Raw genomic sequence first — 16,586 nt, forward strand, 5'->3', positions numbered from 1 at the left:
ATCACCGAACAACTATCACGAATGATAATTTTTACTTGTTGTTAATGATTATCGTTTGTATAGTTGCGCTCCGTACCTAAACACGCTGTAACAGGAGAGCAACATGCCTACGCCTTTTTCCCGAAACCTGCTTGCCCTGGCGGTCATCTCCGCCCCGGCGGCCGCTCTGGCCCAGGAGCAGAGCCTGAACGAACTGGTTATTATCGGTGATGATGCTTCTGCATCGGCCCTGCCCGGTTCCGCCCACGTGGTTACCAGTGAGGATCTGGAAACCATGAAGTACACGGATATCCACAAAGCCGTACGTGAGGTACCAGGCGTCTACCTGAAGGAAGAAGATGGCTATGGCCTGCGCCCGAACATCGGCATCCGTGGTTCCGGCTCCGGCCGCTCCTCCAAGATCACCCTGATGGAAGACAGCGTGATGATCGCTCCGGCACCCTATTCGGCGCCGGCAGCCTACTACTCACCAACGTTCGGTCGAATGAATGGTATCGAGGTTCTGAAAGGACCAGACCTGCTGCGTTATGGCCCATACACTGTAGGCGGCGCGATCAACCTGCGATCGACACCGATTCCCTCGTCCGAAGCCGGCCATGTAACGGCAGAGGTTTCGGAAAATGCAGGCAAGCGTATTCACAGCTGGTACGGCAACAGCACTGACAACGCCGCATTCATGATCGAGACTTTCCAGGAAGAAACCAACGGCTTCAAGGAACTGCAGCAATCCAGCCGCGACACCGGTTTTGAAAAGCAGGACTATGTCGCCAAGGCACGTTTCAATTCCGACGCCTCGGCTGAGGTCTACCACCAGCTCGACCTGAAGTTCCAGTACAGTGAGGAGCTGAGCAACGAAACCTACCTCGGCCTGACCGACGACGATTTCCAGCGTAATCCCAACAAGCGATATTTCCTGTCTCAGCTCGACAATATGGACAACCGCCACAACGGTTACTCCGCGAGGCACCTGGTGGAACTGACGGAAGACCTGTCACTGACTACAACGCTTTATCGCAACGAGTTCAAGCGCAACTGGTACAAAGGCAACTTCAACAGCCTGATCAAAGCCGCCAACAACGGTGATCAGACCGCCTACAACCAGCTTCAGGGTGAGGAACCTTTCGGTCCTTTCACCCTGACCAATGGCGCCCGGGAATACCTGTCCCAGGGTATCGAAGTGAAAGCGGACTATGGTCTCTCCCTGGCAGGTATGCGCCACGACATTACCGTTGGCGCCCGCGTGCATGAGGACGAAGCAGACCGCTTCCAGCCCAAGGACCGCTATCAGCAGGTCATCAGTAACGGCCGCCCGGCCTTCGAGTTCATTGAACAGATTGCACCCACCGGCGGTGATAACCGGATTGACGAAGCCGAGGCCCTCAACCTGTTCCTGGCGGACCGGATTGCCATCAATCCCGACCTGTCCGTGACCGCTCTTCTGCGTTATGAGGATATCGAAACCTCCCAGACCCGCTGGAGCACAACGCAGCGCACCTCCACCAGTGAAACCGAAACCGCCAGCAACGACACCAGCGAAGTGCTGCCTGGCCTCGGTGCGACCTATCGCCTTAGCCCGACGATTACCCTGATCGGAGGCGTGCACCGCGGTATGGCGCCCGCTGGTTCCGGCGGTACCAATGTGGAGCCGGAACTGAGCACCAACTTCGAGGCCGGTGCGCGCTATTACGATGGTGCCTTGCGTGCCGAAGCTATCGCCTTTTTCAGCGATTATGAAAACACCGTGAGAAACTGCTCCATCGCCAACCCCTGCAATGTCGGTAATCAGGCCATCGACTCCGGAACAGTCAGTGAAGGCGAGTCCGAAATCCAGGGCCTTGAGTTACTGGCCGCCTATGAGTTCACACTGCTCAACGGTCTGACCGCCCCGGTACAGGCCACCTGGACCTACACCGATGCCGAAGTCACCAAAGACAGCGATGACGGTAGCGTGCTGAAAGGCGACAACCTGGCGGACCTGCCGGAAAATGTTGCAGCTGTGCGCGCTGGCCTGCGTGATGGTGATCTCTGGGACGCCTACATCAATATCTCGTATGTTGATGAAACATGCAGTGATAACAGCTGTGACCGTTCCGGCACAGATAATACCTTCCGCAAGACCGACGACTACACCGTGGTGGATCTCTCCGGCAGCTATGCCCTGAATCCGTCCAGCCGTGTCTATGCCAAGGTGGACAACGTTCTTGACGACCAGGAAATCGTTTCCCGCAGCCCCCATGGTGCCCGTCCTAACCTGCCTCGCACGGCTTATGTAGGGATCAGTGTCGATTTCTGATGCGTGAAAGGAACTGACCCCTGTCCTCGGGCGGGCTAATTCCGTGATCCCCCGACCCGGTCCTTGACCGGGTCTTTTTTTGCGGTAATGTTGGCGCTTCTGAAAAACGGACGTTTGAAAACCCTTCTGCAAGGAGCCGGCCTCCAATGATAGCCAGACCCCCTCTTGCCGTGATCACGCTGCTGATCAGTACGGTGTTGCTCAGTGGCTGTTCCCGTCAGACCCTTTACGAAAACGCCATCAGCTGGGAGCGCTCCAGCGCAGGGCTGGAGGCATCCTCGATTCGCGTGGAGGGTATGACCATTGCGTACCTGAGCAATGAAGAGCCGGTGGAAGGCGAAACCATTGTGCTCATTCACGGCTTTGGCGCCAACAAGGACAACTGGACGCGGCTGGCGGGGGAACTGACCGGTGAGTTCAACGTTTACGCCCTCGACCTGCCAGGCCACGGTGACAGCAGCAAGCCACTGGACCTGGGATACCGGTTTGAGGACCAGGTTGACCACGTGTCGAAAATACTTGGAGCACTGAAAATCAATGCGACCCATATGATGGGCAACTCCATGGGCGGCGCTATTACCGCCCTTTACGCAGCCACCTATCCCGAGCAGATTCGTTCCGCGGTACTGTTTGCCCCCGCCGGCATCCTTGAATACGAGAGCGAACTGGTAGAACTGGTGGAGGAAGGCGACAACCCCCTGATTCCTGCCAGGGAGGGAGATTTCAAGCGCCTGATTGATTTTGCCCTGGAGAAAAAACCCTTCGTGCCCTGGCCAATCTATGAGGTGATGGAAGAAAAGGCCATCGCCAACCGCGACGTCAACCAGGTGATCTTTGATGCTATCCGCGATACCGCGGACGAGCCGGATTTCCGCAAGGCACTCACCCGTATCGAAGCGCCTGTTCTGGTGGTCTGGGGCAGGCAAGACCGTGTCATCAACCATCGCAATGCCGATGTGTTTGTCGAACAGATACCAGATGCCCGCAAGGTTCTGCTGGAAGGTGTGGGGCATGCCCCCATGGTGGAAGTGCCAGAGGAATCTGCACAACTGTTCCGTGAGTTTCTGGCTGAAACACGGTAGCCTTGCCAAAGCCTTGTTTCTCAAACGTGAAGTGACCCATGCCTGAAGCCATCTGGATTTCCTTTGCCTTTGTCCTCGGCCTGCTGGTCAAGGCTGTTGGCCTGCCTCCTCTGGTAGGCTATCTTGCCGCCGGTTTCGTGCTCAGCGGCATCGCTGCGGCTACCAACATCGCTGTTGAAGCAACCGATGTACTGGCACACATCGCCCACTTGGGCGTGCTGCTGCTTCTGTTTACTGTCGGCCTGAAACTGAAGCTCCGCTCCATCGTCAGCCCCGAAGTTATCGGCGGGAGTGTGCTGCATTTCGGTATCACCTGTGCCGTGTTCACGCCCGGTCTCTATCTGCTGATGGAGCTGGATTGGCAGACCGCATTCCTGCTCGCGATTGCCCTGTCATTCTCCAGCACGGTACTGGCAGCCAAGGTGCTGGAAACCAAACGGGAGCTGCGGGCGTTCCACGGCCGTGTCGCCATCGGCATCCTGATCATGCAGGATCTGATTGCACTGGTGGTGATGAGCCTGGCCGCTGGCCAGACGCCATCCCAGTGGGCGCTGATCGTATTTGGCCTGCCGCTACTGAGGCCCTTGCTGTTCAAGCTGCTGGATGCCAGCGGCCACGATGAGCTTCTGGTGCTGCTGGGGCTTTTGCTGGCACTGGTTGTCGGCGGGCTGGGTTTTGAAGCGGTCGGGCTGAGCTCGGAATTGGGCGCCCTGGTGTTTGGCGCGATGCTGGCCAGCCATCCCCGTTCCCAGGAGCTGGCAAAGTCCCTCTGGAGTGTGAAAGAAGTCTTCCTCGTGGGCTTCTTCCTGCAGATTGGCATTGGCGGCCTGCCCGATGGCCAGGCACTGGTGTTTGCGGTGGTGGCAGCTATCGTTCTGCCACTGAAAGGACTGCTGTTCTTCTTCCTGCTGATACTGTTCCGCCTCCGCGCCCGTAGCAGCTTTCTCAGTTCGTTGTCGCTGACCAATTACAGCGAGTTTGGTCTCATTGTCGCCAGCGTCGCACTCCCTGAATGGCTGATTCCCCTGGCGATCACGGTTTCGCTGTCCTTCGTGATTTCCGCGCCTCTTAACCGCTACGCTCACTCCCTTTATGAACGCTGGTCCGGCTCTCTGGTGGGATTTGAAAGCCAGACCCATCACCCGGACGAACAACCGATTTCTCTCGGTAGCACCAGGGTTCTGGTCATGGGCATGGGCAGGACCGGCACGGCTGCCTACGACTGGCTACGGGAATCAGAACCGGAATTGATAGGGCTGGATTCAGATCCGGCGAAAACACGGAAGCACCAGAAAGAAGGCCGCAACGTAGTCTTCGCCGATGCCGAGGACAACACCTTCTGGCAGGGACTTCACATGCCTGACCTGCAATCGGTTATCCTTGCCATGAACGACATCGAGGGTAAACTCATTGCAGCCAGGATGTTGCGCCGCAAAGGGTTTACCGGCTACATCGTGGCCCATACCATGTACGCCGATGAAGCCAAAAAAATCCGCGAGGCAGGCGCCGACGAAGCCTATCTCACCATGAGTGAAACCGGAGTGGCGCTGGCCAGCCACCTCCGGGATCAGCGGCCCGCCATACCGTCACGAACCGCGGGGACAACCTGATGTACGAACCCATGGGTTCTGACGAAAACACCATGACCCAGATGACCTCCCTCCATGAGGAGCGTCTGGATTTCGTGTTCAGAACGATAAAGGCGACCGGCGCCAGACGCGTGCTGGACCTGGGCTGTGGCTCGGGCTCGTTGCTGTACCGGCTGTTGGCGGATGACCAGTTCGACGTTGTCACCGGGCTGGAAGACTCGGGCGTGTCCCTGCGCCAGGCCCGTTCCGTTCTGGCGCACTACCTGGATGACGACCCTGCCAGAGCTCATCTGATCCGGGGCTCCTACGCCGAAAGCAATCCGGCGCTGGCGGGCTATGAGGCGGCGGCCATGGTGGAAACCATTGAGCATGTCCGTCCGGAACAGCTTTCACGGGTTGAACGGGCGGTGTTCGGGGAGTACCGGCCCGGCTGCCTGTTCATGACCACCCCCAACCGGGAATACAACCCGCTGTTCGATCTTGCGCCCGGAGAATTTCGCGAGGAGGACCATAAGTTCGAATGGGACCGGCTCAAGTTCCAGCGCTGGGCCCGGGGTGTGGCCGACCGCAATGGCTACGAGGTCCGTTTCGGCGGCATCGGAGAGTTTGTTCCCGATGTCGGCCACCCCACGCAGACAGCCTTTTTCACCCGCAGGGACTGACCGGCACCTTTCGCTATCTTAACGAATTCTGCGCCAGGCGCTGAGTTCGGCAATGGTGTGCTGGAACTTGCGGCGGGTCTCCCGGATCACGAACGGCACATCCTGTGGCGGCTTGATTTCTTCAAAGTGGCTGGACAGGATCTCGCGCATGCCATCCAGTACCGTTCGCGGCTGGCCATTACGCTCGAATCCGCCGATCCAGTTGGCCCGGGGCGTAAACTCCTCCATCAGGGTGTAGGGCGAACTGATCACCAGTGTGCCACCCTCGGCCAGGCGCTTGTGAATATCACCCAGAAACGCCCCCGGATCCTGAAGCCGATCGATCAGGTTGCCGGCGAAAATCAGGTCGTAATCCCGGTGCTCCGCCCCCAACTGGCAGGCATCGCCGGTGGCAAAGGATACCCGCCCGGCAGCCCTTGCCAGGCCAAATTCCTCAAGGCTTATGGTAACCCGGGTTCCCAGTTCACCTTCGTCGCGGCGAAAATAGTCGATCTGTCTATCCCGCTGGAGGTTGTGCGCCGCATCCACGAAGCTTTTCGACAGGTCCACACCGACGACCTGTTCAAACACCCGGCCAAGCTCAAATGCCGTGCGGCCAACCGCGCACCCCAGATCCAGCGCCTTGCGCTTGTCCCGGCCGGCCATCAGTTCCTGGCAGATAGTGGCGCAGCGGGCCGGATAATTACCCACTCCGAAATAATGCTCCCCGAAATGGAACCCCAGATACTGGCCGAGCAGTTCGTCGGTTTCGTACACATTCATGGCTGATCCTCAGCGGTTATCCAGTCAGGTTTGCGGGAGCGCGCAGGTGCGGAACCCGGTATAGACGTCGTTTCTCTGGGCCAGGTAGGCCTGGCGATAGGTGCCACGGATAAGGTTCGGTGAGGTGGCGCAACTGCCACCGCGGGTGACCTTGTGATCTCCGAACTGCAGCGTCGACATGAACGGGTACATATCGATTTTGAAGCCGTCGTAGGGGAAAAACTGGCTGCTGGTCCATTCCCACACACTGCCAATCATCTGGCGACAACCGAAAGGGCTGTCACCGGCGGGAAAATCCCCGACCGGATTACGGGCCATGGCCCGGCCACCCATGTCGGCACGCTCCGGCCCTACCGGCGCATTCCCCCAGGGAAATCGCCGGAACGGCTCGCCGGGCCGGTTCCCCAGGGCTGCCACTTCCCACTCGTATTCTGTTGGCAATCGCCGACCCGCCCAGTTGCACCAGGCTTCCGCTTCCCAATAGGTGATATGGCAAACCGGGGCATCGGGACTGAGCGACAGCCATTGATCATAAAACCGTTCCTGCCACTGGCGATCGTGCCAGCGCCAGTACAGCGGGTGTTTTGGCGCATGCATCAGGGGTTCGGAGCTGCCGTGAACCAGCGAAACGTCGGTTTCTGTCTGCAACCATTTGCGCCCGCCAAAGGACCAGAGCTCCGGGCGCTGGTAGCCGCCATCTTCCACGAACGCCATAAACTCCCGGTTGCTCACCGGCACACGGGAAATGGCGAACGACTCCAGTTCAACTTCGAATCGTGGCTTCTCGTTATCGAACGCAAAATCGTTCGTGGCGTAATCCTCAGACTCACCCGGCATGCCCATCAGCCACCGCCCGGCCGGAATTACCGCATCACCGGCTATACTGTCGCCGGGTGCCACGCGTTCATCGGTGTAATCCGGCGCCGGCGGGTAACCCACGGTCTGGCGGCACCAGATCAGGGATTCAATATGCATATTCTGGTGAAAGATGGCATAGCGATAGAGGTACAGGTCTTTATCCGTTAGCGGTTTGCTGCGGATGCGGTCGGCGACGCGATCGTAGATGGTATCGAAATAGGCCAGGGTTTCCCCGCGGCCGGGAAACAGCTCCCGGCACCAGCGGTCCCGGTGCTCCACATGGAACGAGTCCCAGAGATCATCCATAGCCGGATTGTAACTGGGCGTACCATCCAGCAGGTTGAACACAAACACTTCATAGAAAAACGCGGCATGCCCCATCTCCCACAGCGGCGGGTTAACGCCGGGGTGATATGGCACCTCCAGCTTTTCCTCCGGCAACGAGGTTATCAGTGCCCGGGTTCTTTGCCGGGCGGTTTCCAGTTCTGCCAACAGGGTTGTCTTGTCCACGCTATTCTTCTCCAAATACGCCGGTTTCAATCCCGGATACTGACAGCCGCCATGTTCTGATGGTCTGCAGCTCTGACGCCCTCAGGATACGACAGCAAACCGCCAGATGGATGATTTTTTTGACATCGATTCTGAAACTGATTCAGCCCCATACCAGCAGAATCATGGGCACCGCTACCGCCGTCACCAGGATTGACAGCGGCAGCCCCAGCCGCCAATAGTCACCGAACTCATATCCGCCGGGCTCCATCACCAGAGCATTGGACTGATGACCGATAGGGGTGAGGAAGGCGCAGGAGGCACCGACCGCCACCGCCATGAGCACAGCATCGGAAGCCATGCCCAGCTCTGCGGAAAGGCTCAGGGCAATGGGCGCAACCAGTACAACCGCTGCCGCGTTGTTCACCACATTCGACATCAGCATGGTGCCCACCAGCACCATCGCCAGAACCCCCCACGGGGCAAGGTCACCGCCCGCCGCCAGCATCTGGGTCGCGATCAGCGCTGCGCCGCCGGTGGTTTCCAGTGCCTGCCCCACCGGGATCATGGCCGCCAGCAATACAATCACCGACCAGTCTATGGCCTTATAGGCACCCGACGCATCGATCAGTTTCGTCAGCACCATGGCAACAGCACCGGCTACCAGCGCGACGGGCGGCGACAGCCAACCGCTGACAATGGCTACGACACTGGCGATAAAGATCGCCCCCGCCACCATGGTTTTACGGGGTGACCCCAGACGGAGACCACGTTCCGCCAGTGGCAGGCAACCAAGACTGGAAAGTGTAGTGGTCAGGTTCTCTTCCACCCCCTGGACCAGCAGTATATCGCCAGCATTGAAACGGATATCACCCAGGCGCCGCTTGAGCCGCTGCCCCTGCCTGGCGACAGCAACAATGTTGATGCCATACCTCTCCCGGAGGTTGAGCCGGTTTGCGGTTTGCCCCACCAGAGAAGACTCGGGGGTAATAACGGCTTCTGTCAGCTGGACATCACCTTCCTTGAGGTCCTTTTTCCGGTGTTCGGTATCCTTTTCATCCTTTTCATCCTTTTCATCCTTTTCGCTATCCGCTTCATCCTCCTCGCGGCTACCCAGCTCCAGCCCGGTGTTATCCAGAAATGCCTGCAGACTGTCGGTATCCGACTCCACCAGCAGCAGATCGTTCTCTTTCAGCACCTTGTAAGTCGAAGGCGCCAACTGACGCTTGTCGTCGCGGATCAGCGCAAGGACTACGACATCCTTGTCTTCACCGCTGTCCGACAGCAGATCGTGCAGGGTAGCACCGGCGTAGGACGAACCTTCGGGCACTTTCAGCTCGGTCAGATAGTCGCCAACGCTGAAAAGCTTATCGTCCTCTCCGCCCTCGGTGCCGCGCTTCGGCGTCAGCCGCCAGCCCACCAGGGTAATAAAGGCGATGCCGACAATGGTGATGGCCGCGCCGACGGGCGCAAAATCAAACAGCCCGAATGAGCTCGCACCTTCCCGGTAACTGGCAATAATGATGTTTGGAGGTGTACCTATGAGGGTCATGGTGCCGCCAAGAAGCGAACCAAACGCCAGTGGCATCAGCAGTAGCGAAGGCGAACGCCCCGACTCACGGGACATCCACACCGCCACTGGCATCAACAGTGCCAGAGCACCCACGTTGTTGATGAATCCGGAACAGAGTGCCACCACACCGGTCAGCGTAAGAACCTGAAGTGTCGGGCGGTGGCCCACCTTGCCCAGCAACTGCGCGATATGATCCACCACACCACCGTTCACCAGCCCCTGGCTGACCACCAGAACCGCAGCCACGGTTACCACGGCCGGGTGTCCAAAACCGGCAAACAGGTCCTCAGTGGGAACCAGTCCGGCAATGGCAACCGCCAGTAATGCCAGCATGGCAACCACATCAAACCGCAACCGGTTCCATGCAAACAGAACCAGCGTGGCTGCCAATACCGTGAATACAACGCCCTGCTCTGTGGTCAACGCGTACTGCCCCCGTTATCCCTGTTAATGGTTTCCATATCAGTGCAACATACCTTAATTGGAGCTGGAACTATCCACAACGATATCCTTTGACAGTCTTCCGGAGAGAAATATGTCGACCAGATCCGCCAGGCCCGTTTCGGCATCCGCCATCGATAACCATGTCTACAAGGTTTTCCCGAATGACATGAACTCGCACCAGACGGTGTTCGGCGGCATGATCATGGCCAAGTGTGACCGTCTGGCGCTGGTGGTCGCGGAGCGGCACTCCGGGCATGTCTGCGTGACCGCGGCGGTGGATTCCATTCACTTCCGCGCTCCCGCCAAAGGCAACGACACCCTGCTGTTCAACTTTGCCCTCAATCGCAGCTGGGGGTCGTCCATGGAGATCGGGGCCCGGGTAGAGGCCGAAAACAGCTACACCGGAGAGTGCCGGCATATACTGTCGGCGTTTTTCACCTTCGTGGCGCTGGACGAGCACGACAAACCTGTTGATGTGCCAGCAGTGAAACCGGAAACGCAGGAACAGCAACGCCGTTTCAGCAACGCGGAGATCCGCCGGGAGGGGCGCCTGGCAACCCGCGAGAAACTGAGCGCCCGATGAACAGAAGCCTGGATTAGCAGGCTCCCTCCCCTGACGACAAAAAAGCCCTGCCGATCACCCGGCAGGGCTTTTTATCGTGATTCCCGGGCTCGCCCGGGATCAATAACGGAACCGGTGCTTAGAACTGGTTCATGGTGTTGTCTTTACCGCCCGCCTTCAGGGCCGCGTCACCTGCGAAGAACTCCTTGTGGTCATCGCCGATGTTGGAACCGGCCATGTCCTGGTGCTTCACAGTCGCGATACCCTGACGGATTTCCTTGCGCTGAACACCGGCAACGTAAGCCAGCATGCCTTCGTCACCGAAGTAGCCCTTGGCCAGATTGTCGGTAGACAGGGCCGCGGTGTGATACGTCGGCAGGGTGATCAGGTGATGGAAGATACCGGCTTCGCGGGCAGCGTCGCGCTGGAAGTTGGCAGTCCACTCGTCGGCCAGCTTGCCGAGCTCGGTGTCGTCGTACTTGGCGTTCATCAGATCGGCACGCTCGTAGGCGGAGATGTCCTTGCCTTCTTCCTTCCAGGCATCGAATACCTGCTGACGGAAGTTCAGCGTCCAGTTGAACGACGGGCTGTTGTTGTAGACCAGCTTGGCATCGGGCACCACTTTACGGATACGGTTAACCATGCCGGCGATCTGGCCGACGTGGGGCTTCTCGGTTTCGATCCACAGCAGGTCAGCACCGTTCTGCAGGCTGGTAATGCAGTCCAGAACAACACGGTCTTCGCCAGTGTCGGCCTTGAACTGGAACAGGCCAGAGGCCAGGCGCTTCGGCTTCATCAGCTTACCGTCAGACTTGATAACAACGTCACCGTTGTTGATGTCTTCCGGCTTCTCGATGTAGTCACCGTCGAGGAAGGCGTTGTACTGGTCGCCCAGATCACCCGGCTCTTCAGTTACCGCCAGCTTCTGGGTCAGGCCGGCACCCAGGGAATCGGTACGGGCCACGATGACACCGTCGTCCACGCCCAGCTCAAGGAATGCCAGACGAACGGCATTGATCTTGGACAGGAAGTCAGCGTGGGGAACGGTTACTTTGCCGGCCTGATGACCACACTGTTTCTCGTCGGATACCTGGTTCTCGATCTGGATGCAGCAGGCACCGGCTTCGATCATCTTCTTGGACAGCAGATACGTTGCTTCGGCGTTACCGAAACCGGCGTCGATATCGGCAATGATCGGCACAATGTGGGTTTCGTGGTTGTCGATCTGCTTGATCAGTTCTTCAGCCTTGGCTGTATCGCCGGCTTGTTCAGCTTCGTCCAGGGCGCGGAACAGGTGGTTCAGTTCCCATGCGTCAGCCTGGCGCAGGAAGGTATACAGCTCTTCGATCAGACCAGGAACGGCGGTCTTTTCATGCATGGACTGGTCAGGCAGCGGACCGAACTCGGAACGCAGGGCGGCAACCATCCAGCCAGACAGGTACAGGTAACGACGCTTGGTGCTATTGAAGTGCTTCTTGATGGAGATCATCTTCTGCTGGCCGATAAAACCGTGCCAGCAACCCAGTGACTGGGTGTATTGGGAGGTATCTTTATCGTAGTTGGCCATGTCTTCGCGCATGATTTTCGCGGTGTACTTGGCGATATCCAGGCCAGTCCTGAATTTGTTCTGGGCGCGCATGCGAGCCGCATGCTCGGGCTTGATGGCATTCCAGGTGGGGTTCTGCTTCAGAATGGAAGCAATGGCGTCAACGTCGTTTGCGTATGGCATGATCTCAGTCCTGTCTTTACGGGTTGAGGTGCTCTTTTATGGAGTGTAAAAGCAACTTCAGCGCGCCAGCGTCCGTTCAAAAAACATCCAGTCCGCTGACATTGACGATTACTCTAGTGGGTTTGATTTTATAATTGAAATTTATATTATCTATATTCGGCATTTTCCTGGTGAATACATGCAAATCCCAAACTTGCGCTGTATCAGGCAGACTTCCGTAGCCGGTGCTACCATGCGAATTAAGGTAGTAAACCATTGAAAAAAGGTAGCGGACCCCGGTGTTCTACATTCGAGCTTTCGGCGAGTCTCTTTTGCACGCCCTGAAAAACCTCTTGCCCATCGTTGTGGTTGTTGTGTTTTTCCAGCTTGTGGTTCTGCAGCAAATGCCAGACAACACTCTGGGCATGGCCTTTGGGCTGCTGATTGTGGCCGTTGGCATTGCGCTTTTCCTTCAGGGGCTCGAACTGAGCATTTTTCCCGTGGGGAAAAGCCTGTCGAATCAGTTTGCCCGCCGCGGCTCCATTCCCATTCTGATGGCTTTCGGGTTTGCCCTCGGTTTTTCTGCGGTGGTGGCGGAGCCGGCACTTATTGCCGTTGCCCAGCAGGCGCAGGAAATCAGCGCCGGCAAGATTGACGCCCTTACCCTGAGATTGCTTGTGGCAACGTCGGTGGGCTTTGTGGTTGCACTGGGGGTATTCAGAACGATTATGGGATACCCGCTGCACTGGTTCATGATTGTCGGCTATATCACGGTGGTGATCGTCACGTGGTTTGCACCGGAGGAAATCGTCGGTCTTGCCTATGACTCCGGCGGGGTCACTACCAACGTGGTAACCGTTCCCCTCGTCGCTGCGCTGGGCATTGGCCTGGCCGCCTCAATTCGTGGCCGGAATCCTCTCACTGATGGCTTCGGCCTGGTAGCACTTGCGGTCATGGTACCCATGATTACCGTGCAGCTCTACGGTATAGTGGTTTATTCAGGGGGAAAGGAGGAGGGAGAGTTGGTGATGGACACCGGCGGTGATGCATCTCCGGTTGCCGGACCCCTGAGGATGCTTTTGGAGCTGGCCGAGATGATCCGTGACGTGTTACCCATCATCCTGACCATTCTTGTCTTTCAGTATCTTGTATTACGACGTGGCCTGAGCAACCCTCGCAGGGTCCTGTCTGGTTTTGCCCTGGTTATCCTGGGCCTTTACGCCTTCGTGGTCGGCCTGAAAATCGGTCTGTTTCCCATTGGCACCAGCATGGCGGAGCAGTTGGTAACCCTCGACGGGTTCCTCTTCATTTACCTGTTCGCCTTTATGATCGGGTTTGCCACTACCATGGCGGAGCCGGCGCTGATAGCGATCGGGCAGCAGGCAGAAGAAGCTGCTGCCGGCACCCTCAATGGCAACGCCATTCGCCTGCTTGTCGCGCTGGGTGTTGCTATCGGAATCACAGTAGGTGTGCACCGGATCATTGTCGGCGACTCCATCCACTATTACATCATGGGCGGCTACCTGGTCGTTATCCTGCTGACCACCATTGCCCCGCGCTATATTATTGCACTGGCCTATGACCTGGGCGGCGTCACTACATCGGAGGTGACGGTACCACTGGTAACCGCACTGGGGATTGGCCTTGCCAGCAATATCGAGGGGCGCAGTGTGCTTATTGACGGCTTCGGGCTGATTGCCTTTGCCTCGATTTTCCCCATCATCACTGTCATGGCCTATGCCATTGTTGTCGACCACATCGCTACAAGAAGGAAACTTGCCACATGAAATTCTCCGTACTCGTCGCTATCGTGCCTGAAGACCAGGAGCAGGATTGCATAGACGCAGCCCGGAATCTCGGTGCCGGAGGGGTCACTGTCATGTCCGGGCGAGGTATCAGCAATACTGCCAGGAAAACCTTTTTCGGCCTGACCTACGACGGCAGCCAGAGTGTTCTGGTAATGGTGCTGGAAAAAGGGCTGTCGCTGGATATTCTGAAAGCCATCCAGCATCTTCTCATGCCAGAAAAGAACGACTCTCAGGGACTGGTGTTCACACTGCCCCTGGAGCATCTGGGAGGCATTGACCTGTCCCAGGTTGAAAAATTCGAACAGCACGTAAAAGACTCACTCTAGGCGGAGCATCAGGATGAAACTTGTAAGGGATGTGATGATTCGGGATACCATTAATGTTTCCCCCTTTGCCAGCCTCCGTGAAGCCTTGTCACTGATGAAAAGGCACGAGGTAAAGTCACTGGTGGTGGAAAAACAGAATGAACACGATGCCTACGGCCTGATCACCTACACCAATATTATCAAAACCGTGATTGCCGAAGATGGTGATATCGACCTGCTCAATGTGTACGATGCCTGCGCGAAACCGGTAATCAGTGTCGGGGAACACCTCGGAGTCCGCTATGCCGCCAGCCTGATGAGCCAGCATCGCGTGAAGCGTCTGCTGGTTCTGCAGGATAACGAACTGGTGGGTTTCGTGGTTATGGACGATATTATGGCCGCCCTGCTCGAAACCATTGACTGAACCCGGGCCAGACTCATGACGTGCACAGGACGACCAACCGGTCGGCAGCACTCAGGTCCAGATATCCGTCTCTCGGCGGATTGAGGCTCAGGTGGCGCCCATGCTCATTGGCATGACCACGCCAGACACCCAGCGCGACCTCGCCTTTTGCCGCCACCACTTTCTCCACCACCTGAAAGTCTGCGCTGGCCGGAAGCGGGTAATCATGGGGATCGCGGAACTGTATCTCGGCCCCATTCACGGTAAACAGCTCATCCAGCACCACTCTGAGCTCCCGCCGCAATGCCACCTGGGCAAGGACGTGGCTGACAATCATCGGGCTGATCATCATTTCACTCTGGTGTCCGGTCAGCAGGTTACGGTTGTCAGGGTCGCTCAACTCCATAATCAGTTGCGGCCGATGGGTCCCCTCGCTGAGCAGGTCTTCCAGCTGCAGATAACCGACCATCGCCCGGGCGTCGGCTTCTTCCCCGGAGGCCAGGCGGTCACTGCTCACAAGCATGATGGAATCGTAGTTGAGGGGGCCCACTTGCCTGAGCTCACCTTCTACCATGTAATCCGCCTCGACGTGACGACAGATAACGTCGCGCTGGTGACCCAGGTAACGGTCTATTTCCTGCTGCCGCTCCGAAGCGGGCACTACGGAGACAACATCCACCTCAAACCGCATCTGGCGATAGCTGGCAAATTCGTCGATCAGGCTCGGTACGCGGCGGTTCCAGCCCAACACCAGAACCCGGTGAACACGCTCGGAAAAGGCAACGGAACGGCTGACTGGCTGCCCGCGATTGATTACCGGCAGTGCCGGGGCTTTGGGATCGGGTTCGGTTTCATCGTAGTCCCGCGCCAGCATGACGACGCGGTCCTCGGCAGCTATCAGGATGTCCGATGAGGCTGGCATCTGCACATGCCAGCCCCTGCCTGCCGGCTTCAGAATGCCCAGCACAATGACTCTGGGGCGCTGGGATGCCAGTTCGCCGAGCGTCAGTCCCGCCAGGGACTCTCCACCCCGGATATACATTTCACAGCCTTCCCCGGCGGTCAGCAGCTCATTATAGATTTCCGACAACCCCGGATGCAGGATGTTCTGGACCATCAACCGGCTGATGGTGGCATCACCGGCAACCACTTCCATCTCGCCGGGATAGGCCCGCTCAATGACCGGGTGTTTGCGTATGTCCTGAATTTCGGCCACCACGAACGGCAGGGGCGTACCCAGGTGCCGTGCCTGCGCGGCGATGGACAGCAGCGCCTTTACGGTTTCTATATCCGATGTTACCAGACTGCCGGCTTCGTGGGCCGCGCTGGGCACGATGACCGCAGAAGCATCCAGACAAGCCACCCGTTGCAGTGCATCAGGCTGGATGGCAGCACCGGAGCGCAGAATGATCTGGCGCGCCTTGCGGCCAATCCCGGGCTCATTGCGCAGTTCGTGCACCTGGGCCGCGGAGGCTGTTTCCGAGAGCACTACCAGGCGTAACCGGCTGGTATCGTGCTTCTCGAGGAATCGCCGCATCCGGCCGGACGAGCCCAGCAATTCCCCCAGCAGGGGCAGCGTCTGGCTGGTCCAGCCCAGTACCACGATATGGTTTCTCAGGGTGACCGGGGTCAGCCCCCGTTCCAGGTCCGTCATTTTGGCAATCAGCCAGCGGGTCAGGATCGCCACCAGAGTACCCATGAACACCACGTAGCCGCTGATGGTCAGGATGGTAGACACCAGCCGCTGCCAGTTGCCCACGTCATCCCCCAGGTAACCCGGGTCCGTCAGCCGCAGAAAGGCCCACCAGATCGCACCCCCCATATCCTCATGGGGTTCACCGAAGGGAATCACCAGCAGGCCGCCAATCAGGGAGATCATCCCGATAAAGACGCCAACCACCAGCAGCTGAAAACCAGCGCCTTTGACAAGCTGGCGTTCTACAATAAATTTGACACGGTCAACAAAACGAAAGGGGAGCATCATCATCCTTCTGCGCAAGCCCGAAATGCCCGTAGCATAGCCCATTAGGCGAGGTGGAGACGGGTAA

13 protein-coding genes are annotated in these 16,586 nt (G+C 57.9%); 8 read left to right on the plus strand and 5 right to left on the minus strand.

All coding sequences use genetic code 11. The annotated features are described in order from the left end of the window. Positions 1 to 103: 103 nt before the first annotated feature. The 4 genes from DIT72_RS03300 to DIT72_RS03315 all read left to right on the plus strand — a co-directional run bounded on the left by DIT72_RS03300 (position 104) and on the right by DIT72_RS03315 (position 5,626). Positions 104 to 2,293, plus strand: coding sequence for a TonB-dependent receptor family protein (locus tag DIT72_RS03300; protein WP_135953762.1), 2,190 nt, complete (start codon positions 104 to 106; stop codon positions 2,291 to 2,293). A gap of 146 nt (positions 2,294 to 2,439) precedes the next feature. Further along, a complete protein-coding gene (locus tag DIT72_RS03305) occupies positions 2,440 to 3,375 on the plus strand; it encodes an alpha/beta fold hydrolase (protein ID WP_135953763.1) in 936 nt (311 codons plus the stop codon). 38 nt (positions 3,376 to 3,413) lie between these two features. Next, positions 3,414 to 4,985 carry a cation:proton antiporter family protein gene (locus DIT72_RS03310; protein WP_135953764.1) on the plus strand — a complete coding sequence of 524 codons (1,572 nt, stop codon included), beginning with the start codon at positions 3,414 to 3,416 and terminating at the stop codon, positions 4,983 to 4,985. Next, positions 4,985 to 5,626: a methyltransferase domain-containing protein gene (locus DIT72_RS03315; protein WP_135953765.1), complete on the plus strand. Its 642-nt coding sequence runs from the start codon at positions 4,985 to 4,987 to the stop codon at positions 5,624 to 5,626. Before DIT72_RS03310 ends, DIT72_RS03315 begins: the two co-directional genes overlap by 1 nt. A gap of 18 nt (positions 5,627 to 5,644) precedes the next feature. Here DIT72_RS03315 and DIT72_RS03320 read toward each other — a convergent pair whose 3' ends face one another. The 3 genes from DIT72_RS03320 to DIT72_RS03330 all read right to left on the minus strand — a co-directional run bounded on the left by DIT72_RS03320 (position 5,645) and on the right by DIT72_RS03330 (position 9,731). Beyond that, complete coding sequence (locus tag DIT72_RS03320) at positions 5,645 to 6,388, minus strand: putative 4-mercaptohistidine N1-methyltransferase (protein ID WP_135953766.1); 744 nt, start codon at positions 6,386 to 6,388, stop codon at positions 5,645 to 5,647. A 24-nt stretch (positions 6,389 to 6,412) separates the two neighbouring features. Beyond that, complete coding sequence (senA, locus tag DIT72_RS03325) at positions 6,413 to 7,756, minus strand: selenoneine synthase SenA (protein WP_135953767.1); 1,344 nt, start codon at positions 7,754 to 7,756, stop codon at positions 6,413 to 6,415. A 142-nt stretch (positions 7,757 to 7,898) separates the two neighbouring features. Then, the gene (locus DIT72_RS03330; protein WP_135953768.1) at positions 7,899 to 9,731 is read right to left on the minus strand and encodes an SLC13 family permease; all 1,833 of its coding nucleotides are present in this window, start codon (positions 9,729 to 9,731) and stop codon (positions 7,899 to 7,901) included. A 112-nt stretch (positions 9,732 to 9,843) separates the two neighbouring features. On the opposite strand from DIT72_RS03330, the gene DIT72_RS03335 reads away from it, so the two are divergent. Further along, positions 9,844 to 10,335, plus strand: a complete 492-nt coding sequence (locus tag DIT72_RS03335; RefSeq protein WP_135953769.1) for an acyl-CoA thioesterase — start codon at positions 9,844 to 9,846, stop codon at positions 10,333 to 10,335. 118 nt (positions 10,336 to 10,453) lie between these two features. Here DIT72_RS03335 and DIT72_RS03340 read toward each other — a convergent pair whose 3' ends face one another. Next, positions 10,454 to 12,043, minus strand: coding sequence for an isocitrate lyase (locus tag DIT72_RS03340; protein WP_135953770.1), 1,590 nt, complete (start codon positions 12,041 to 12,043; stop codon positions 10,454 to 10,456). A gap of 278 nt (positions 12,044 to 12,321) precedes the next feature. On the opposite strand from DIT72_RS03340, the gene DIT72_RS03345 reads away from it, so the two are divergent. The 3 genes from DIT72_RS03345 to DIT72_RS03355 are packed head-to-tail and all read left to right on the plus strand — an operon-like array spanning position 12,322 to position 14,559. After that, on the plus strand, positions 12,322 to 13,809 hold the full coding sequence (locus DIT72_RS03345) for a DUF1538 domain-containing protein (protein WP_135953771.1): 1,488 nt from the start codon (positions 12,322 to 12,324) through the stop codon (positions 13,807 to 13,809). Beyond that, positions 13,806 to 14,156, plus strand: coding sequence for a transcriptional regulator (locus tag DIT72_RS03350; RefSeq protein WP_135953772.1), 351 nt, complete (start codon positions 13,806 to 13,808; stop codon positions 14,154 to 14,156). Before DIT72_RS03345 ends, DIT72_RS03350 begins: the two co-directional genes overlap by 4 nt. Before the next feature lie 13 nt (positions 14,157 to 14,169). Continuing rightward, positions 14,170 to 14,559 carry a CBS domain-containing protein gene (locus tag DIT72_RS03355; protein WP_135953773.1) on the plus strand — a complete coding sequence of 130 codons (390 nt, stop codon included), beginning with the start codon at positions 14,170 to 14,172 and terminating at the stop codon, positions 14,557 to 14,559. 13 nt (positions 14,560 to 14,572) lie between these two features. Here DIT72_RS03355 and DIT72_RS03360 read toward each other — a convergent pair whose 3' ends face one another. Then, the gene (locus DIT72_RS03360; RefSeq protein ID WP_135954715.1) at positions 14,573 to 16,519 is read right to left on the minus strand and encodes a CASTOR/POLLUX-related putative ion channel; all 1,947 of its coding nucleotides are present in this window, start codon (positions 16,517 to 16,519) and stop codon (positions 14,573 to 14,575) included. Between the last annotated feature and the right edge of the window lie 67 nt (positions 16,520 to 16,586).

Source organism: Marinobacter orientalis, assembly GCF_004792665.1.
Classification (GTDB): domain Bacteria; phylum Pseudomonadota; class Gammaproteobacteria; order Pseudomonadales; family Oleiphilaceae; genus Marinobacter; species Marinobacter orientalis.